Origin of the sequence: Aeromonas sp. 97A (assembly GCF_051919185.1) — a bacterium.
In the GTDB taxonomy this organism is placed as follows: Bacteria; Pseudomonadota; Gammaproteobacteria; order Enterobacterales; family Aeromonadaceae; genus Aeromonas; species Aeromonas veronii.
Map to the genome: position 1 here is coordinate 2851358 of NZ_JBQBFF010000001.1, position 20151 is coordinate 2871508.

Sequence of the window (20151 nt, forward strand, 5' to 3'; positions counted from 1 at the left end):
TATTTATTCTGCTTTTGCTGCTGCCTGATCGGCCAGCCCCTTGGCGAACGCCTCGGACAGGCTGATATACATCTGGGAGATAACCCCGGACGATACCGGCTTCTTGTCCTTGTCGAACAGGGTGATGGAGGTCTTGCCTCCCGCCATTTCGCCAAGCTGGAAGCGGTATTTCTCCTCCTCCAGTTTAAACGGCTCGCTCCCTTTCGCCTTCCAGAACTCGGCACCCGGCTCTTCGTACTCGACGTCGATCCAGCCCAGTGACTGCTGGGTATCCTTGATGGCGAAACCGTAAGCAGGCAGTACCTGGTTGAGGCGACGCCACACCTGGTCAAAGGAGCCTTCGGCAATCCAGGCGCTCAGCTCGTTGTTGTCCAGACCCAGTTGCAGACCCATGCCATCGTTGGACTTGTGCTGCTCGCGGGCTTTCAGCTGGCTGTCGTAATAGAGCGAGAACTGGTTCAGCACTCGCGCGGCATAGCGCTGGGCATCGGCAGGGGTCAGCTTGTTGCTGGTCTCGCCGTCGATGGTCTCTTCGTGATCCAGCACCCGGACCGACATGTTGACGGCGTGGCGCTGGGCGTCGTTGCGCACGGTGAACTGGTAACGCTGACGGATTGTGAAATCCTCGTCATCTTCACCCCAGCCATCGAGGGCGACGGTGTTGTCAAACCAGCCGGTCTGCAATACGCCATCCTGCTGATCCAGCTTCTCGGTGGTGACCTTGTATTTGGCCAGGAAGTTCATCAGGAACGACCAGGTATCGCGCTCCACGCTCTGGCTGGTGCTCAGGGCATAGAAGGCAACGGTCGGTTCGGTTGCGCTCTGCACGACCTGACTGCCCGGTACCACGGTCAGCAGTTGGGCGGGTGGGCGCACATCGACCTGGGCGCCGAGGGCACCTTCACGGCTGCTCTCAGGAAGCGGCGGAATATCGTACTGGCTGTTGAAGGTGGGGGCGCTCAATCCTGCGGGGATCAAGAACGCGCGGCCCTCGAGGCGGGCATCTTCATAACCGAAGTCGCGGTTGGCCATTTTGCGATCCTGGGGGGTGCTGCAACCGGCCAAGACGGCCACAGTCGCAACGCTCAGCACCAGACGGGCTCTATTTCCCTTTCCATTAGATTTAAACACTCGCCATCAACTCCGCTGTGGTCAGTGCTCGCGCCATCAGCTGTTCGCCCTCGGGGGTGAGGTCAACCAGCGGCAGGCGCAAGGTGGCTGTTGCAATCAACCCCAGTTGGGCACAGGCCCATTTCACCGGGGTGGGGCTCGGTTCGCAGAACAGAGTCTTGTGCAACGGCATCAAGAGATTGTTGATGTCATGCGCCTGCCCGGCATCACCGGCCAGCGCAGCACGACACATGTCGGCCATCTGGGCCGCCGCAATATTGGTGGTGACCGAAATCACGCCATCGCCACCTTGCAGCATAAAATCACAACCAGTGGCATCGTCGCCACTGTAAAGGGCAAACTCCGGCCCACACAGCTCGCGCAGCAGCGGGGTGCGGCTCAAATCGCCGGTTGCCTCTTTCAAACCGATAATGCCGGGAACCTTGGCCAGACGGGCCACGGTCTCCGGTTTGAGATCGCAACAGGTGCGACCGGGCACATTATAAAGAATTTGGGGCAGACCACTAGCCTCGGCGATCGCACAATAGTGGCGATAGAGACCTTCCTGAGTGGGCTTGTTGTAGTAAGGAGTCACCGAGAGACCCGCCACCACGCCGGTTTTGGCCAGTCGCTTTGCCAATTCAATGGCATGGGCAGTATTGTTGGAGCCGCAACCGGCGATGACGGGAATGCGTCCGGCGGCATACTCAACGGTCTTTTCAACGACGGCGATATGCTCCTGCTCGCTCAGGGTCACCGATTCCCCTGTGGTCCCCACCGCAACAATGGCGCTGGTCCCGGCGCTGACATGATAATCAACCAGCTTGGCCAGACTGGCCCAATCGACTTCACCTGAAGCCAGCATGGGGGTAATGAGCGCAACAATACTACCGCGTAACATGGACTTTTCTCCCGATTTTCAGGGGCGTAATGGTAAAGCTGACCCCTTTGAAAAACAAGGGAGAGAGGGGGCAAGCCGTGATACCATCCGGAACAAAAAGTAATGGACGAAAGTCGGCAGCGTCCCTCAGGGAGTGGTCATCAGGGCCGGAGGGTTGACTTGCCAGCGCGGCTTTCGCAACGAAATAACGGACGAGAGAAGATTTATGACTCACTACCTGGTCGTAACGGCCATCGGCACGGACAGGCCTGGCATCGTCAATGAAGTGACCCGCCACGTCAGTGGCTGTGGTTGCAACATTGTGGACAGCCGCCTTGGCATCTTCGGCAATGAATTTACCTTTATCATGCTGCTCTCGGGCGACTGGAACAGCATGATGCAACTCGAAATCAGCCTGCCCCTGCGTAGCCAGGAGTGGGATCTCATCACCATGATGAAACGCACCGAACGCCACCAGTCCCTGCAGTATGACGTCCGCGCCAGTGCCGACCTGTTGATCCGCGACGAGCCCGGCATCGTAAGCCAGTGCACCCAGTTCTTCAGCGAACATGGCTGGAACATTCAGGCGATGCAATCCATGACCCTGGAGCAGCAGCCGTTCAACCTGCTGAAGATCAGTTTTCAGCTCAATCTGGCCAGAGAGGGTGAAGTGGAAGGTTCGCAAACCGCCTTCGCCGAATTCTGTCGTCAACTGGGTGCCGAATCGTTCGAGTTTATCGTCAATCGCAAACACGCCTGAGGGCGTTTTACCCGAGGAGACCCCATGCAACCACTACAAGCTGGCAGCCCCGCCCCCGATTTCTCCCTGCCCGACCAGAATGGCAATCAGGTCAGCCTCGCTGGCCTGCGCGGCAAGAAGGTGCTGGTCTATTTCTACCCCAAGGCGATGACCCCCGGCTGCACCACCCAGGCCTGCAGCCTGCGCGATGTGAACGCCGAGCTGGCCGCCCTCAATGTGGTGGTACTTGGCATCAGCCCGGACCCGGCCAAACGGCTGAAAAAGTTCGAAGAGCGGGACCAGCTCAACTTCACTCTGCTGGCCGATGAGGACCACGCCGTCGCCGATGCCTTTGGCGTCTGGGGCCCGAAGAAGTTCATGGGCAAAGAGTATGACGGCATTCACCGTCAGAGCTTCCTGATCGACGAAGAGGGCAAGATTGCCCACCACTTCGACAAGTTCAAAACCAGCGATCACCATCAGGTGGTACTGGATTTCCTCAAGGGATAACCCTCCCCTGCGTCATTGAAAGGCCTGCCATGCAGGCCTTTTTTGTCTGGTCAGTAGCCCCTTGCCAGCGGATTTTTCTCACCAACTCCCCCGCCCAGATCAAAAAATTCATTTTATATATGGGTTAACGTGACCCCAGAATCATCTTCCAGCGAGATATCCCATGAACATGAGCAACACTGAGCGTTTGATCCTGAGCAACCAGTACGAAATTCTGGCGAAACTCAATCCGGAGAAAGCGGACCTCTACCAGCGCGCCAGCACCATCATCGAGCGCGGCTACTGCCTGCAGATCCTCGAGTTGGAGAAGAGCTTCGGCCATCTGGATCTGGCGACCTGCCAAGAGGTGATCGACACCCTGGAGCTGCACCACGCACTGGCCATCTCATGGGGCAATCTGGATGCAGCCGATCAGGGCGAGATCAACGCCAGCCGTCTGGAGTTCAACGGCTACAGCCGCAGCCAGGAGCGTGAGCTGGCTGACTACGTCTGCTTCCTGCTGGAGGTGGACAAGCGCTTCCCCGAGCTCAAGTGCCCGTGCGACGAGCTCTCCAGCGACATCGCCATGCGCGACAAGTACCAGCGGATGCTGCAGGTGTGGCGTCAGTGCCCTCGTCAGTACAAGCTCTCCATCCAGGAGATCCGCAAGGTGCTGGCGGCCTGATCCCTCACGCCGACCGCAACAAAAAAGGCGCCACTGGCGCCTTTTTGCATCTGAAACGGGTTATTCGTAGAGAAAGGATTTATCGAGCTGCTGGAAGGCGGCCTTGAGGGTATCGGCCAGCTCTTCATAGCGCGGTTGTGACACCAGCTGACGACGGCCACCCTGCTCGTTCATCTTGCCGTTGATCTCCCGATACCAGCTCGCTAGCGACGGAGGTAAACGGGTGTCGGCACGCTGGCCGAGCCAGTAGTAGCCTTGCAGCGGCAAGCTGAGCAGAAACAGCACCGAGGTGATGACAGAGGGCCAGTAGTGCAGCTCGCCAAACTGGAACTGCAGCATCACGCTCAGCACCGCCAGCGCGGGGATCACCTTGAGGGCGAACTCGGTCGCCTTGATCACCCGATTTTCAGGAAACATCGAATTGAGCTCGGGACGGCGCGGCCAAAGCGTCATATAATGGCGGCCTTGCTGTAACTTAGTTCCAAAAATGTTCATGCTCATACTACCTCCGAGCGCTTTTTGAACGTACCAACGGCAAAACCTCGACAAAATTTGATGCAAAGTAACAAAGGTTGAGGATGACTTTGTTATTTTTCAACAATCGGGTTATCCTTTGTACGCCCATTTTTGCGTCAAAAGCTTCTTGCTATTGACCTGTCAGGGACGTCTGGATTTCGGGTCTTGTATCACTATACAAGGGGCAAGCAACAGATTGCCAACCCTCATAAGGATAAGTTGAAAGTTTTTGGCCGCACCGCGTCCAACGCATCCGCCTACACAACCCAATCTGCGATAGGATTTATTCATGAGTAAGCTGGTTCTTGTTCTTAACTGTGGCAGCTCTTCCCTGAAGTTTGCCGTCATTGACGCAACCACCGGTGATGACCTGCTGTCCGGCCTGGCCGAGTGCTTCAACCTCGACGATGCCCGCATCAAGTGGAAACTGAATGGCGAGAAAGGCAGTGCCGATCTGGGCGCGGGTGCCGCTCACCAGGAAGCGCTGGACTTCATCGTCAACAAGATCCTGCCGCTCAATCCGGAACTGTCCAAGAACCTGATCGCCATCGGTCACCGTGTTGTTCACGGTGGCGAGCGCTTCACCTCTTCCGTTGTCATCTGCGAAGACGTGATCGCCGGCATTGAAGCTGCTGTTCCGTACGCACCCCTGCACAACCCGGCTCACCTGATCGGTATCCGTGAAGCTCGCCGAGTATTCCCGGCGCTGGCTGACAAGAACGTGGCCGTATTCGATACCGCGTTCCACCAGACCATGCCGGAAGAAGCCTTCCTGTACGCCCTGCCGTACAAACTCTACAAAGAGAACGGCATCCGTCGCTACGGCGCTCACGGCACCAGCCACTACTACATCAGCCTGGAGGCTGCCAAGCAGCTGAACAAGCCGGTTGAAGAGCTGAACATCATCAACTGCCACCTGGGCAACGGCGGTTCCGTCTGCGCCATCAAGAACGGCAAATCTGTTGATACCTCCATGGGCCTGACTCCGCTGGAAGGTCTGGTGATGGGTACCCGTTCCGGTGATCTGGATCCGGCCATCATCTTCTTCCTGCACGACAAGCTGGGCATGAGCGTTGCTGATATCAACACCATGCTGACCAAAGAGTCCGGCCTGCAGGGTCTGACCGAAGTGACCTCCGACTGCCGTTTTGTTGAAGACAACTACGACAGCAAAGAAGAAGCCAAGCGTGCTATGGACGTTTACTGCTATCGCCTGGCCAAGTACATCGGCGCCTACGCTGCCGCCATGGACGGTCGTCTGGACGCCGTTGTTTTCACCGGTGGTATCGGTGAAAACTCCGCCCCGATCCGTGAAATCACCCTGAACAAGCTGGGTCTGCTGGGCTTTGACGTCGATCACGACGCCAACCTGAAGGCTCGTTTCGGCAAGGGTGGCGAGATCACCAAGGCTGGTTCTACCAAGGCCCTGGTTATCCCGACCAACGAAGAGTGGGTTATCGCCCACGACGCGCTGGAACTGGTCGGCGCTTAATTGACGCAGTAACTCGAGGCCGCCCACCAGGGCGGCCTTTTCCTGATCCCAAAAAATGAACAAGGGGTATAAAGTGGCACGCACTATTATGCTTATCCCGGTCGGCACTGGTGTCGGCGTAACTTCCGTGAGTCTGGGCGTTGTTCGCGCCATGGAGCGTCACGGTGTCAATGTCAGCTTCTTCAAACCGGTTGCCCAGCCGCGTCCGGGTGAAACCGGTGCCGAGCGCTCAACCGCCGTTATCCGCGCTGCTGCCAACATCAATCCGCCCGAGCCCTTCACCCTCTCCTACGCCGAGAACATGATCAGCTCCAGCAACACCGACATCCTGCTGGAAGAGATTGTTGCCCGCTTCGAAGAGCACGTGAAATCCAGTGGTGCCGAAGTGCTGGTTGTCGAAGGTATGGTGCCGACCGACAAGCAGCCCTTTGCCAACAAGCTGAACTACGACGTCGCCAAGGCGCTGGACGCTGACATGGTATTCGTGACCCACCCGGGCCATGACTCCAGCCAGAAGCTGAAAGAGCGCATCGAACTGGCCTGCTCCAACTTCGGTGGTGTCAACAACCCCCGTATCGTTGGCTGCGTGATCAACAAGGTTGGCGCGCCGGTTGACGAGCATGGTGTAACCCGTCCTGACCTGACCGAGATGTTCGAAGCCCATCACCACGCTTCTGACGCGGCTCACAACCTGGAAGTACTGCAAGTGTTCGGCAAGAGCCCGCTGCGCATTCTGGGTTGCATCCCCTGGAACACCCAGCTGATCGCCCCGCGCGCCAAGGATCTCGCCAAGCATCTGGCCGCCAAGATCCTGCACAAGGGTGAGCTGGACAGCCGTCGCCTGCAGACCGTGACCTTCTGCGCCCGCTCTATCCACAACATGGTCGAGCACTTCCGTCCGGGCAGCCTGCTGGTGACCTCCGGCGACCGATCTGACGTCATCGTCTCTGCCTGCCTCTCCGCCATGAACGGCGTCAAGCTGGGTGCCCTGTTGCTGACCGGTAACTACCATCCGGAGCCGCAGGTCATGGCGCTGTGCCAACAGGCCATGGCCACCGGCCTGCCGATCATGATGACCGGTACCAACACCTGGCAGACCGCCGTCAGCCTGCAGAACTTCAACGTCGACATTCCGGAAGATGACCGCGAGCGTATCGAACTGGTACAGGACTACGTCGCTGGCCACATCGACAAGCACTGGATCGAGTCACTGACTGTCAGCTCTACCCGTTCCCGTCGCCTGAGCCCGCCGGCGTTCCGTTATCAGCTGACCGAGCTGGCCCGTCAGGCCAACAAGCGTGTCGTGCTGCCGGAAGGCGACGAGCCGCGCACCATCAAGGCTGCCGCCATCTGTGCCGAGCGTGGCATTGCCCGTCCGGTACTGCTGGGTAACCCGGAAGAGATCCGTCGCGTTGCCGAACAGCAGGGTGTGGTACTGACCGATCGCGTCGAGATCATCGATCCGGCCGTTGTGCGCGAGCGCTATGTGCCGCGTCTGGTCGAGCTGCGCAAGAACAAGGGCATGACCGAAGTGGTTGCCCGCGAGCAGCTGGAAGACAACGTGGTACTGGGTACCATGATGCTGGAGCGCAATGAAGTTGACGGCCTGGTATCCGGCGCGGTGCACACCACTGCCAACACCATCCGTCCGCCGATGCAGATCATCAAGACCGCTCCGGGTTCTTCCCTGATCTCCTCCATCTTCTTCATGCTGCTGCCTGACCAGGTGCTGGTCTACGGTGACTGCGCGATCAACCCGGATCCGACTGCCGAGCAGCTGGCCGAGATCGCCATCCAGTCCGCCGACTCTGCTGCCGCGTTCGGCATCGAGCCGCGCGTCGCCATGATCTCCTACTCCACCGGTACCTCTGGCGCCGGTGCCGATGTAGAGAAAGTGCGTGAAGCGACCGAGCTGGCCAAGGCCAAGCGCCCCGACCTCATCATCGACGGCCCGCTGCAGTACGACGCGGCCATCATGGAGAACGTGGCCAAGTCCAAGGCACCGAACTCACCGGTTGCAGGTAAAGCCACCGTGTTCGTCTTCCCTGACCTGAACACAGGTAACACCACTTACAAAGCGGTGCAGCGTTCCGCTGACCTGGTCTCCATCGGCCCCATGCTGCAAGGCATGCGCAAGCCGGTCAACGACCTCTCCCGTGGCGCCCTGGTTGACGACATCGTCTACACCATCGCCCTGACCGGTATCCAGGCTGCCCAGGCTGACGAACAAGCCTAATCAGTGCCTGTCTGAAAAAACCGATCACAAAGGCTGCTCACCCCAGGTGAGCAGCCTTTTTTATTGGTTCTCTTTTGAAGACCAGTGAAACATGCCATCAGCGCAGTGTTGCACAGAACAATGCCATGTGATGAGCCAGAAATGTCTCGAGCGTAGCGCTGCGGGAAAGGGTGCCCGCCACCTTAAAGATGTATCTAAAATAGATTCAAGATCATACGGTTGGATATATGAGGGCATTCATAGCGAAGCGCTTATAGCAAATATTTCGCCATCGGCATGAGGTTTTGACCTGTTAGAAATAGCAGTGAAAAAGACCCGTTCGATACGCTATTCATCAATGTGCCGCTCGGCAATATCCACATCATGGAGGAATGGAAATGCTGATGAAGAAACTCTCTGCAATCATGCTGCTGGCCTGCTTGCCCCTGTTCAGCCAACCCGTACTGGCCGCAGATAAGGCAACGCCCAAGCAAACAACCACAGCCTCGGTCGCCAAGGAGACCGGCAAGCTGAATATCAATACGGCCACCCTTGCCGAACTCACCAGCCTTAAAGGGATTGGTGACAAGAAGGCACAAGCCATCGTCGACTATCGGGAAAAACAGGGAAAGTTCACCTCGGTCGATCAGCTGGCGGATGTCAATGGCATTGGCCCGGCCACGCTGGAAGCTAACAGAGACATGATAATAGTCAAATAAAGTCGAATGGATCAGTTGCAAATGGGGCAGCCTGTGGCTGCCCCATTTTTCTTGGGGTATGATTGCCGCACTTTAATCCCGCTGGATAGTTTTCCATGAAAAAGACTCCTCTTGTTGTTCGCAAGGCCGTGCTCCCGGTAGCCGGTCTGGGTACCCGTATGCTGCCAGCCACCAAGGCCATCCCGAAAGAGATGTTGCCGGTGGTCGACAAACCGCTGATCCAGTACGTAGTGCGCGAAGCTATCGCCGCCGGGATCAAGGAGATCATTCTGGTCACCCACTCGAGCAAGAACTCCATCGAAAACCACTTCGACAAGAGTTTCGAACTGGAAGCGACCCTCGAGAAGCGAGTCAAGCGTCAGTTGCTGGAAGAGGTACAACAGATCTGCCCTAAAGACGTCACCATCATGCACGTCCGCCAGGGTGAGGCCAAAGGTCTGGGCCACGCTGTGTTGTGCGCCCGCCCGCTGATCGGTGACAACCCGTTTGCCGTGCTGCTGCCGGATGTGCTGATCGACGACGTTGCCAGCAACCCCAAGCAGGACAACTTGGCCGAGATGGTGCACATGTACGAAGAGAACCAGATCAGCCAGATCATGGTGGAAGCGGTTCCCGAGAGCGAAGTGGACAAGTACGGCATCGCCGACATCAAGGGCGAGGCCCTGAGCGAGGGGATGTCCCTGCCGATGCAGGCCATTGTCGAGAAGCCACCCCGTGACGAAGCCCCCTCCAATCTGGCGGTGGTGGGTCGTTACGTCCTCTCCTCCAATATCTGGCCGCTGCTGGAAAAAACCCCGGCCGGTGCCGGTGACGAGATCCAGCTGACGGACGCCATCGCCATGCTGATGGAGCAGGAGCAGGTCAACGCCTACTTCATGAAGGGCAAGAGCCACGATTGCGGTAGCAAGCTGGGCTACATGAAAGCCAATGTGGAATATGCCGTGCGCCATCACGAGCTGAATGGTGAATTTATCGGTTGGCTGAAGCAGTTCGTCAAGCAGTTGTAATCGTTGATAAATCTGTTTTTTATAGACGTATTTAAGGGGCATCAAATGATGCTCCTTTTTCATTTTTGCAACAAAAAATCAATCAAGAGTAAATAAACTCTCAGCAAATCATAATGTTGTAATTTATTCACACATGCTCTATAAGGATTGAGGCGTGTTTCTCGCCCTTGCATAAAAAACTCAAAAAAATATAAGACACAGGTGGAAGTTCCAATGAATAACCCGTCAAAAGGGACCTTTTTAGGTCACCCTAAAGGGCTTTTTTTGCTCTTTAGTACCGAACTGTGGGAGAGATTCTCCTATTACGGCATGCGTGCCGTGCTGGTGCTCTATCTGACCGACCTGACTGCCAACGGCGGTCTGGGCTGGAGTCAGGCAGATGCCCTCAAACTCTACGGTATCTATACCGGTCTGGTTTATATCACTCCGCTGATCGGCGGCTGGCTGGCTGACACCTTCTTGGGTCAACGTCGCGCCATCCTGATCGGTGCCGTGCTGATGGCCGCAGGTCAGTTCACTCTGGCACTGCCCCACGCCATGTTCCCGGATATGGTCAACACCATGTTCTACGCGGGCCTCGCGCTGCTGATCGTGGGTAACGGCCTGTTCAAACCGAACATCTCCACCATGGTGGGTGACCTCTATGAAGAGGGCGATCACCGCCGTGATGGTGCTTTCACCATCTTCTACATGGGTATCAACCTGGGTTCCCTGCTGGCAGGCGTGATCTGTGGTGCTGCCGCTACGGCCTACGGCTGGCAAGCTGCCTTCGTCGGCGCTGGTATCGGTATGCTGCTCTCTCTGGTGATCCAGGCCACCATGGCCCAGCGTTTCCTGGGTGACATCGGTCGCGTCACTGCCGCCCAGCGCGCAGCCGCCCTGCGTACTACCGAGCAGAAAGCACCGCTGACCAAACAGGAAGTGGATCGCATCAAGGTTATTCTGGTACTGGGTCTGTTCACCATCATCTTCTGGGCCGGTTTCGAGCAGGCCGGTGGTCTGATGAACCTCTACACCCAGGAGTATACCGACCGCATGATCGGCAGCTTCGAAGTGCCGACCGCCTGGTTCCAGTCCCTGAACCCCTTCTTCATTATCACCCTGGCACCGGTCGTTGCGGCCATCTGGATCAAGCTCGGCAAGAAAGAGCCGAACTCTCCGGTGAAATTCGCCATGGGTCTGCTGTTCCTGGCTATCGGCTTCCTGTTCATGGTCGGTGCCGTGCTGCAGCAGGGTGGTGACAACACCGTCAAGACCTCCATGTTCTGGCTGGTAGGTGCTTACCTGTTCCACACCTTGGGCGAGCTCTGCCTCTCCCCGATCGGCCTCTCCATGGTGACCAAGCTAGCTCCGCTGCGTCTGGCTTCCCTGATGATGGGTGCCTGGTTTGGCTTCGTTGCCCTGGCCAACTACGCTGCGGGCTTTATCGGCTCCTTCGTAGGTGAAGCCGGCCCGATCGCCATCTTCGGTGGCATCGCCCTGGCTGCAGTACTTAGCGCCCTGATCCTGCTGACCATGGCCAACCGCCTGGTTTACTGGATGCACGGTGCCGAAGGCCCAGCCAAAGAGCCGCAAGCTCAAGAGAAGAAACTGCAATCCGCCACCGTCTAAACGGTCAGGATTGTAAACAACAAGCAGGGCGCCAATAGGCGCCCTGTTTGTTTTGGCCTGTTTATCAGGCGGCATCAGTGATGACGAACCTGCACATCCAGCGAGCCGCCGCTGTCGCTGCGAAACTGCAGGGCGAACGGTTCATGCCAGCTGCGTTTGTGCAGGGCGTAGTGGCTGCTGCGCATCAGACCAAGGGGTAGGCCGCCTGAGCGCATCAGCCAGTGGGGAGAGGTGAGCCCTGCGTTGGCAAACACCAACCCATCATGCTGATCAAACAGTAGCGCCGCCATGGCAAAAGAGTGGCGAAGCCCGGACGCCATCAACTGATGGTTGAGGTAGTCGAGCAACCGGTGCGGCTGGCTCAGCAACCGGCTCTCGTTCTGCTGAAACTGGCGGTAGGGGACGTTCATCAAGGATCGCACCAGCGCACCACAAAATGCCGCATCCGCCCCCATGATCGGCAGCTCCATCACCAGCACCAGCAGCTTGTCTTCCACCTTGAAGGTATCGGGAATAAACAACTGCCCCAGCCCCTTGAACGTGACCTGCCAGGGGCCCCACTCCTGCAAGCCCGGCGGCTTGAGCCCCGCCAGCAGGCGGCTGGCTGCCTTGTCGTGGGCACTGAAATAGTCGAGGTGACCCATCAGCTCCAGTTGCTGCGCCCGGTTGGCGCTGCCGTTGAGACACTGTTCGATACTGCGCTCGACCAGCGCGTAATCCTCGAGGGGTTTGAGCAGATAGTCCCGCGCACCGGCACGCAAGGCGCTGGCGACCGCCTCCATGGTGCTCTGGGCCGAAATGACGATAACCGGAATATGGGGATAGCGCGCAGAGAGGCAGGCGATCACCTCGTGGCCATCCATATTGGGCATATTGAGATCGCACAACACCACATCGGGATGGTAGAGGGCCGCCGCCGATAGCCCCTCAATACCATCTTCGGCCTGAAACACCGTTGCCCCGTCCCGTGCGAGGTAACTCACTAACGAGTGGCGAAAAACGGCCTCGTCCTCCACCACCAGGATCCGTAGCCCGGCTTTTGACATCTTGATAAAGCTCTTATTAGTCAATTGGTTATTTAGGTATTAAGACTAGCTCAAAAGTGCGGTCAGCGCGGAAACCCTGCGTCAAAAGTAGACCTCGATCATACGAAGGCATCAAGAGAACCCCATCTGTCCGCGCAGCTCTATTCACTCGGGTGGCCCCGTGACTGCGACCGCCATCCGAATTGTGCAAGTGGGCGCCATAAGGGATAATGCCCCCCACTCCAGCTCGTGAAGAAGACCATGACCCCAGCCGAATACAGCGCCCTTGCCCACCCAAGATTGTCCCATCCGGCTCGCAGTCTCTATACCCTGCAGCTGCGCCGACTGGTGCTGGAAAATCAGGCGGCAAGGCTCAACTATCCCGAGCTGGGTCGGGCGCTGGCAGTGGTCGATCCGGGAGATCCCTGCGGCTTTTCGTTTCAGGTCAATGCCCGCCAGCTCACCGAGCTGTTCGATGAACTGATGGAGGCGGGCCTGCTGCAGGTCGAGGCTCAGCCCGAGAGTGAGCACTACCATCAGTGCCCGTTCCAGTTGCCACTGCTGACCCAGAAATTGCGCAGCCCGCTGCCGGAGCGCCCCTTCCAGATGCATCTGCAATGGCGACCGGACGAGGAGCTGCCCGCCCTCGCCCGCCTGTGCGGGGTGATCGATGCCAGCTATAGCGAAGAAGATCTGGGGGAGTTTATCGCCTACTGGCTGGGGCGCCCCGAGGTGTTCGACTCCCAGCATCAATGGATGCTCAAGTTCATTCGCGCCCTCAAGACCCGCCGCTATACCCGTCGCAAACCGATGGAGGTGCAAGGCTACCAGCAGGTGACGCCGGCCCCGCCAGAGTCGGGCCCCAGCAAACGGGCCCAACAGATGATTGAAGAGGCCAAGCGACTGGCCCAACAGCAGACGCAAGAACCCGCAGCGCAGCAGGAGCCGGATAATGATTGATAGCGGCCCCCGCCTGCAGGCAGAATCAACCCCTTGTCTACCCATCCCTGATCGAGCAGAAGGAGCATTCCATGACTGACCCGCAAGATCCCCTGCGCCAGGAGCTGGAAGAGATCGAAGCCAAGCGCCAGAAGATCGCCAAGGCCAAGCAGGATCACCGTATTCACGACCCGGAATTGAGCCGCCATGTGGGAGGGCTGCTGGAGCGCATTCGTCGCCTGCAGCAAGAGACCGGCGGCGGTCAGTATGACTACGAGACGCTGCGCAAGGAGTATGACGCCAAGGCCAACGCCGAGGTGCGCGAGCTGCAGAAGGCGGCCCGTCAGGAGCGGATCCAGAAGCTGATCGCCCAGGCCGACCTCAACCCCGACTGGGTGTTTGACAAGATGGATGCCGGTGACCCGGCGCTGCAATACCCTATCGAAACAGCCCGTTACTTTATCAGCGGCTTCGAGCACTGGGAGAAGAGCGGTGGCGGCTGCATGCTGATCTACGGCGACTACGGCACCGGCAAGTCGACCCTGGCGGGAGCGGTGGCGCATGAGCTGATCGCCCGTCACCAGAAATCGGTGATCTTCCAGCAGTGGGCCTCCATCGTCGATCGGCTGTTTTTCAACGTCATCCCCGACCAGGATGAGCGCAACCAGTACCGCCGCGCACTGGAAGAGGTGGATCTGCTGATCATCGACGAGGTATCGGCCAACCGCGCCAAAATGGCGGAGAGCCAGTCCAGCTTCCTCGGCCACCTGCTGCGCCGCCGTCGCAACCTGTCAAAGAGCGTCATCATCATCACCAACCACACACCACAGACCCTGCATCAGGCGATCGGTGATTTCAGCTATGAGGCGATCAAGGCGTTCAATCCGGTGGATATCCACCTGAGCGGCCCCAGCCGTCGCCCCAGCATCGGCAACTACAACGGCTGATGCATCTCAAAGAGTGCGAGTCGCTGGCGGCTCGCACTCTCTCCTCCCTGCCAGCTCACAAATAGAAACAACTCTCATTTACAGCAGACGAACAAGCCACTAGGCTAGCCCCTTTTGCCAAGGGAGCTCAGCTATGCCAACCACACTGATTTTCGGAGCCAGCCGCGGGCTGGGCCGTGCCTTTACTCATCACGCCTTGAGCCAGGGTCACCGGGTCGTTGCGCTGGTACGCAGCCCCGAGATGGCTACGGAACTGGAGACGCTGGGAGTTGAGGTGATCGAGGGGGATGCGCTTGATCCGGCTGCGGTGCAGCAGGCATGTGCCCGTGCGGGGCAAGATGCACAGGTCGTCTCTACCCTCGGCAGCTTCCGTCAAGCCGCGCCGGTGGACTATCAGGGCAACCGCCATGTGATCGATGTCATGGAGCAGGCAGGGCTGAAACGGCTGCTGCTGGTCACCTCCCTCGGCTGCGGCGACAGCTGGCAATATCTGCCGGAGCGGGCACGCGCCGCCTTCGGTCACGAGATCCGTCTCAAAAGTCTGGCGGAGAGCTGGCTGCAGACCAGCGCCCTCGCATGGACCATTCTGCGCCCGGCGGGCCTTCAGGATGGCGACGCCAACGGCCGCGCCGAACTGAGTCAGGGCAAGGAGGTACACGGACTGGTGCGCCGCGCCGATGTGGCCGCCCAAGGGCTGCGCCTGCTGGCGGATGATGCGGCGGTGGGGCAGATCTACGCCATCGGGGATCCCACGCTCCAGCGTGGCTAAAGCAGTAGTAAAACCGCGTAACCCCACCACATAACAAAACGGTCAGCCCAAGGGCTGACCGTTTTCGCTTTACCGCACACGCTATCTCACGGGCGCTTGCCCTATCCCGCTTAACCGGCGGTCGTCTCACTCTGTACGACCGGCTGACTGGCCACCGGCAGTGACTGCTGCCGCCAACGCAGCAGCAGGCAAGCCAGCACGCCGTAGAGCAGCGCCAGTCCCCACAGCTGCCACCAGTAACGGGAAACCTGCGCGAAGTCTGCCCCCATCTGGTTAAGGCGCAGAAAACCCTCGATGGCGGGGATAGTGGGCACCCACTGAGCCAGCCAGTTGAGAGGCGCCGGGATCAGCTCGAGCGGCCAGATAAAGCCCGCCAGAAAAACCAGCGGCAGGGAGGAGATCAGCACCACCTGAGTCGGCAGATCCCGCCGGGTAAATATCGCGCCGAGCACCACGCCAAACCAGCAGGTCGCCAGCAGGAATGGCAGGGCGAACAGCCAAAGCTGCACAGGGTCAGCATGGCGAGCGATGTTGTAGTGATCGAAGCAGAAGCCGAGGAAGTAGCTCACCGGCAGCAGGAACAACCCCGCCAGCACCAAGGTTCTCGCCAGCAGCAGCGGCAACACCGGCGCGCTTTGCCAGTAACCATGCTCGCCGCGGCAACTGCGCTGGTTCTGGGTCGCCCCCAGGATCCCCGCCCCCATCAGCAACACCTGATGGAGGATCAGCACGAACACCGCCGGCACCACGTAATTCACATAGCCCATGGTGGGGTTGAACACCGGTACCACGTTGAGGGCCACCGCGTTCCAGCCCATGGCTGCTTGCGGCAGTGCCTCGCCATGGCTCAGCAGCCGCGCCACCTTCACCTGCGCAGCGAGGGTCCCCCCAGCCTGTGCCAGTCCTTCGGCAATGGTGCCGTAGACCAGAAAGTAGGAGGCATCACCGGCATAGCTCAGGGTGACGCTCTTGCCCAGCATCAGATCCCGATAGAAGTGGTTGGGGATATGCAGGATGCCGCTCGCCTCCCCGGCCATCATCAGCTGGCGCGCCTCGGCCAGCGAATTGGCCCGCGCCACCAGCTTCACCTGCGGCGTGGCATCGGCCATAAACTCCAGCTGACGGGACAACTGACTGCCATCGTCGTTGACCACCACCACCGCCTCTTCCCGCGGCAGCTGATGCAGATAGGGCTGGGGATAGAGAAACGAGTAGAAGATCACCCCGCCAAACAGGGTCAGCATGATGGCGCGATCCGCCAGCAGGGTGCGCAGCTCTAGGCGCAACAGATCGACAAATCCCAGCATCACTCAGGCTCCTTTTCGGCGCTCGCCACTGCGGCTGATTGACGGGCCAGCTCGGCCTGCTGCTTGTAACGACGTACCACCAGCAGCAAGGGAAGCAGAAACAGCAGCAGCGCCCCCAGTTGCGGCAACGCCGATGCGAGAGGCAGACCGTAGTTGCTCTGACCAATCTGCAGCTCCACATAGTGAGAGACCGGCAACAGGCTGCGCCAGAAGCGGGCGAAATCCCCCATGGCGCTCACCGGAAAGGTGACCCCCATAAAGGCAAAACCGGGCGCCGTGTAAGCCCCCGCCAGCGACAGGGCGCGGGCCGGATCCCGAATGATGCCGTAGAAAAAGGCCCCCATGGTGACGCAGGCGGCCGAGGCGAGCCCCAGACCCACCACCAGCACCAGCCAGCTGCCGTGCATGGGGTAGGAGAAGCCCTTGAACAGCAGCAGCGTCCAGACTATCCCCCAACCCCAGCCAATCAGCACGTGGGGCAGCAGGGTGCGCCAGAGGCCAAACCAGACCCCGCGAGTGGTCCAGTCCAGCCCCAGCCGATCGGTACGGGCCAGTGCATTGAGGCCAAACAGCACCACCAGGATCTGCCACACCGCGGGCAGAATGGCGCTCAGCAGAAATTGGGCATAGCTGGAGTTGAGGTTATAGAGCGCAGTCACCTGACTGCTGATAGGCACCGACTGCCCGAGCGCGCCAGGCAGCGCCTTGCCATCGGCCATCGCCTCCAGCACGCCCACCTGACCGTTAAGGGTGCCTACCACCTGCGCCAGCGCCGAGTTGACCAGCTTGGCGATCAGGATGAACTGGCCGTTGTTGAACACCGTTACCTGCGGCTGGGTGCCCTGACGGGCATCCCGCTCCAGATGGTTGGGGATCACCACCAGCGCATAGATGTCGCCACCGCGCAAGGCGCGCGCCCCGGCCTCGATGGAGTCAAACTGTTGCGCCACCTTGAGCCCGGCCGAGCCATCCAGCGAGAAGGCGAGCTGGCGCGAGAGCACGCTGCGGTCGAGATCCACCAGCCCTACCTTGAGGTCACGGGCCAACCCTGCCGAGAAGATCCAGCAGAGGATCCCCATCAGCAGCAGCGGCACCCAGCTCATCAGGGCACGACTGAAGGGATCCTGCCACAGCAGCCGAAATTCACGTCCCATCAGAGTTCAACCAGCACACTCATGCCAACCCGCAGCCCCTCAACCGGTTGAAGCGGGCGAGCCTCCACCTGGAAGCTCTTCATATCGAAACCCTGACGGGTATCGGTAGCGCGCCAGGTGGCAAAATCCCCCATCACGGCCACATGGGTCACCTTGAAGCGCACGGTCTGGTCGCCAAGGCCCGGGATGCGGGCATCAAACTCGGTACCGACCGGGAAGCGGGGCAGCAGATCCTCGCGAACGTGGAACTGGGCCCAGGCATCGCTCATGTCGAGCAGAGTCACCACGGGGAAGCCTTGCGGCGCCAGCTCGCCGCTGCGCAGCAACACCTGACTCACTTCACCATTGTGGGGGCTGGTGATGCGGGTATCGGCCAGATAGGCCTCAACCTCGGCAACAGAACCCGCCGCCATCTTGGCCTTCTCGCGGGCGGCGATCTTGGTCTCTTCCCGCGCCCCTTCCAAAGCCATCTGGTACTGCTGCCACGCCATCCCTTCGCTGTAACGGGCGGCTTGCCAGGCAGTCCAGGCCTCGTCGCGCTTTTGCAGCGGCATCACGCCGTCGCGGTGCAGGCTGGCAACCCGCTCATAGGTCTTGCCGCGCAGGGCTGCGGCGGCCTTGGCTTTTTGCCACTGATCCTTGGCAGCGGCGATCTGTTGGGCTCGGGCTCCTTTCTCCGCCTCTTGCGCCAGCGCGCCTGCAGCCGCTTCACCGGCCTTGGCCTGGCTCAGCTTGGCTTCGATCTCGGGGCTCGCCAGGGTAAAGACCAGTTGATCCTTGGTCAGCTGATCACCCTTTTTCACCAACACTTCGTCGATGCGACCCGGCACCTTGGAGGAGACCGAATATTGCTGCGCTTCAATCTGCCCTTGCAGATGCACCGGCTCCGGCTGATAGGCGAGCCAGAAGCGCCAGCCGAGCCAGACCACCAGGATCACCAGTGCCAGCGGCAACAACAGCGGTTTACCCTGGCTCATCTTCTTTTTGATGGGGGGATGGCTCATCACTTCACCTCGACAAACGGGCGACCCTTGGCGGTCGAAACAGAGATAGAAAAAGGAACGGACTGGAGTGCGATCATGAGTTCACCTCGATCACCCGACCGTGCTGATATTGATTGAAACTGTTCATCTGGCCGGAGAGCGCCAGCAGGCGGGCCAGCGACACCACATATTGATAGGCCGCCGCTGCGCGCTGGGTCTTGACCCCCGCCAGCTGGTTTTGGGCATCCACCACATCAAGGGAGGTAGAGAGTCCCTGACCGAAGGCCTTGTCCCGCAGCAGCACATTCTCCTCTGCCAACGCCTGGGTGGAAGAGAGGGATTGATACTCCTCCAGCCCCTGCGCCGCTTCGCGCCAGGTCTTCTCTACCAGCAACTCCAGATCCTCGCGGGTCTTGGCCTGCAGCAGATTGACTTGCAGCTCGGCGCTCTTGGCGGCCTGTACCGTCTCGGAGCGGCCATCGCGGCTCACCAGCGGCATGCTGACCCCCACCCCCACCAGCCAGTCCGGCGTGGTCTTGGAGGCGAGCGAATCATCTTCATAGAGGTTGTAGTTACCGAACAGAAACACCTCAGGGGCATATTTGCCCTGCTCGACCCGGATCATCCCCTTGGCCTGCTCCTTCTTGGCACTGAGCAGCTTGAGACCGGGGTGCACCTCCAGGGTCTGGCTCACCAACCCCTCGAGGCGCGGCAGCTCCTTGTTGACGAACAGGCCGCTGCCCGGCTGGGCATTTGGCAACTTCAGCATGCGGCCGAGGGCCAGCTCGGCGATCTCGAGGCTGCGGCGCGCCTTCTGGGTATCGATGCGCGCTCTGTCATAGGCCGACTGGGCGGAGAGACGCTCCACCCTGGCGATCTGGCCCTGCACTTCGAGCTTCTTGGCGTGATCCAGATGGTGGGCGAGCCCCTCTTCGATCTCCTGCTTGGTCTGCACCACCTGAGCAGCCAGCACCACGCCGAAATAGGTCTGGGAGAGGCTCTCGAAGGTGGATTGCTGCTTGAGCACCAGCAGCTGCTGCGCCTCGCTCACCTGCGCCTGGCGGATATCCTGCGCCGCATCGATGCGACCACCGGCAAACAACGGCCAGAGCATCTTGACCGAGCTGGTCACCACATTCTGTTTGGTCAGGGGGGTGACAAATGCGTTGGCCCCGACCCCGAACAGGCTGCCGAGCGCCAGGATCAGATCTTTCTGCTTGGCCAGCGGATTGAGATCGAGAGCATCAAGTTCAATCGGCTGATCAAGATGGGTATAGCTGGCCCCCACATCGACCTTGGGCAGATACATGGATTTGGCCGCCTCGCGCAGCTGCTTGGCCCGATCGACCCCGGCCTGTTCGGCAGCCAGCCCTTCATCCTGCTGGATGACCCGGGTCCAGGCTTCGCCGAAACTGATGGTTTGCGCCTGCGCCGACCCCAGCACGGCCCCCAGCAGACACGGCCAGAGTGATTTAATGAACCTTGACGTCATAGATCCCCAATCCGCTTTTGTTGCATAAATGTTTGGAGCATTTGCTCGACTTAAGCCCGTTATCATAACGCA

The 20151-nt window shown here is 59.4% G+C and carries 19 protein-coding genes; 11 read left to right on the top strand and 8 right to left on the bottom strand.

Translation table 11 applies throughout. From position 1 onward, the window contains the following. Positions 1-3: 3 nt before the first annotated feature. Positions 4-1131, bottom strand: coding sequence for an outer membrane protein assembly factor BamC (bamC, locus tag ACTG27_RS12750; RefSeq protein WP_335832842.1), 1128 nt, complete (start codon positions 1129-1131; stop codon positions 4-6). Further along, entirely contained in the window at positions 1124-2011 is an 888-nt protein-coding gene (gene dapA, locus ACTG27_RS12755) for a 4-hydroxy-tetrahydrodipicolinate synthase (RefSeq protein ID WP_439979767.1), read from the bottom strand. Before dapA ends, bamC begins: the two co-directional genes overlap by 8 nt. Positions 2012-2216: 205 nt before the next feature. Here dapA and ACTG27_RS12760 point away from each other — a divergent pair, with 205 nt between their 5' ends. The 3 genes from ACTG27_RS12760 (at position 2217) to ACTG27_RS12770 (ending at position 3903) form a co-directional block, all read left to right on the top strand. Continuing rightward, on the top strand, positions 2217-2750 hold the full coding sequence (locus tag ACTG27_RS12760; protein ID WP_005349229.1) for a glycine cleavage system protein R: 534 nt from the start codon (positions 2217-2219) through the stop codon (positions 2748-2750). Between the two features lie 24 nt (positions 2751-2774). Next, positions 2775-3239, top strand: coding sequence for a thioredoxin-dependent thiol peroxidase (gene bcp / locus ACTG27_RS12765; RefSeq protein ID WP_005358255.1), 465 nt, complete (start codon positions 2775-2777; stop codon positions 3237-3239). A 163-nt stretch (positions 3240-3402) separates the two neighbouring features. Next, a complete protein-coding gene (locus tag ACTG27_RS12770) occupies positions 3403-3903 on the top strand; it encodes a YfbU family protein (protein WP_439979768.1) in 501 nt (166 codons plus the stop codon). A 60-nt stretch (positions 3904-3963) separates the two neighbouring features. On the opposite strand, the gene yfbV is transcribed toward ACTG27_RS12770, so the two are convergent. Continuing rightward, on the bottom strand, positions 3964-4404 hold the full coding sequence (yfbV, locus tag ACTG27_RS12775; protein ID WP_005339116.1) for a terminus macrodomain insulation protein YfbV: 441 nt from the start codon (positions 4402-4404) through the stop codon (positions 3964-3966). A 304-nt stretch (positions 4405-4708) separates the two neighbouring features. On the opposite strand from yfbV, the gene ACTG27_RS12780 reads away from it, so the two are divergent. The 5 genes from ACTG27_RS12780 to ACTG27_RS12800 all read left to right on the top strand — a co-directional run bounded on the left by ACTG27_RS12780 (position 4709) and on the right by ACTG27_RS12800 (position 11463). Further along, positions 4709-5911 (top strand): acetate kinase, encoded by a 1203-nt coding sequence (locus ACTG27_RS12780; RefSeq protein WP_005349210.1) that lies wholly within the window; start codon positions 4709-4711, stop codon positions 5909-5911. 55 nt (positions 5912-5966) lie between these two features. Next, positions 5967-8147: a phosphate acetyltransferase gene (gene pta / locus ACTG27_RS12785; protein ID WP_005339119.1), complete on the top strand. Its 2181-nt coding sequence runs from the start codon at positions 5967-5969 to the stop codon at positions 8145-8147. Positions 8148-8524: 377 nt separating this feature from the next. Then, positions 8525-8845: a ComEA family DNA-binding protein gene (locus ACTG27_RS12790; RefSeq protein ID WP_064341080.1), complete on the top strand. Its 321-nt coding sequence runs from the start codon at positions 8525-8527 to the stop codon at positions 8843-8845. 95 nt (positions 8846-8940) lie between these two features. Further along, positions 8941-9852 (top strand): UTP--glucose-1-phosphate uridylyltransferase GalU, encoded by a 912-nt coding sequence (gene galU, locus ACTG27_RS12795; protein ID WP_323876275.1) that lies wholly within the window; start codon positions 8941-8943, stop codon positions 9850-9852. Positions 9853-10065: 213 nt separating this feature from the next. Beyond that, positions 10066-11463, top strand: coding sequence for a peptide MFS transporter (locus ACTG27_RS12800; protein ID WP_021231963.1), 1398 nt, complete (start codon positions 10066-10068; stop codon positions 11461-11463). A gap of 74 nt (positions 11464-11537) precedes the next feature. Here the strand turns inward: ACTG27_RS12800 and ACTG27_RS12805 are convergent, their stop codons facing one another. Beyond that, positions 11538-12509 (bottom strand): response regulator, encoded by a 972-nt coding sequence (locus ACTG27_RS12805; protein WP_439979769.1) that lies wholly within the window; start codon positions 12507-12509, stop codon positions 11538-11540. Positions 12510-12749: 240 nt separating this feature from the next. Between ACTG27_RS12805 and ACTG27_RS12810 the strand changes: the two genes are divergently transcribed. The 3 genes from ACTG27_RS12810 (at position 12750) to ACTG27_RS12820 (ending at position 15143) form a co-directional block, all read left to right on the top strand. After that, on the top strand, positions 12750-13448 hold the full coding sequence (locus tag ACTG27_RS12810; protein ID WP_021231965.1) for a DnaT-like ssDNA-binding domain-containing protein: 699 nt from the start codon (positions 12750-12752) through the stop codon (positions 13446-13448). A 71-nt stretch (positions 13449-13519) separates the two neighbouring features. Next, the gene (locus ACTG27_RS12815; protein ID WP_005341142.1) at positions 13520-14374 is read left to right on the top strand and encodes a DnaA ATPase domain-containing protein; all 855 of its coding nucleotides are present in this window, start codon (positions 13520-13522) and stop codon (positions 14372-14374) included. Positions 14375-14507: 133 nt separating this feature from the next. Then, positions 14508-15143, top strand: a complete 636-nt coding sequence (locus ACTG27_RS12820) for an SDR family oxidoreductase (protein WP_439979770.1) — start codon at positions 14508-14510, stop codon at positions 15141-15143. Positions 15144-15253: 110 nt separating this feature from the next. Here the strand turns inward: ACTG27_RS12820 and ACTG27_RS12825 are convergent, their stop codons facing one another. From ACTG27_RS12825 to ACTG27_RS12840, 4 genes are all read right to left on the bottom strand, one after another. Beyond that, positions 15254-16450, bottom strand: coding sequence for an ABC transporter permease (locus tag ACTG27_RS12825; protein ID WP_139747908.1), 1197 nt, complete (start codon positions 16448-16450; stop codon positions 15254-15256). Beyond that, on the bottom strand, positions 16450-17604 hold the full coding sequence (locus ACTG27_RS12830) for an ABC transporter permease (RefSeq protein ID WP_219264871.1): 1155 nt from the start codon (positions 17602-17604) through the stop codon (positions 16450-16452). The genes ACTG27_RS12825 and ACTG27_RS12830 overlap by 1 nt, the downstream gene beginning before the upstream one ends. Further along, entirely contained in the window at positions 17604-18608 is a 1005-nt protein-coding gene (locus ACTG27_RS12835; RefSeq protein WP_021231970.1) for an HlyD family secretion protein, read from the bottom strand. The genes ACTG27_RS12830 and ACTG27_RS12835 overlap by 1 nt, the downstream gene beginning before the upstream one ends. 73 nt (positions 18609-18681) lie before the next feature. After that, positions 18682-20079 carry a TolC family protein gene (locus tag ACTG27_RS12840; protein WP_219264872.1) on the bottom strand — a complete coding sequence of 466 codons (1398 nt, stop codon included), beginning with the start codon at positions 20077-20079 and terminating at the stop codon, positions 18682-18684. Between the last annotated feature and the right edge of the window lie 72 nt (positions 20080-20151).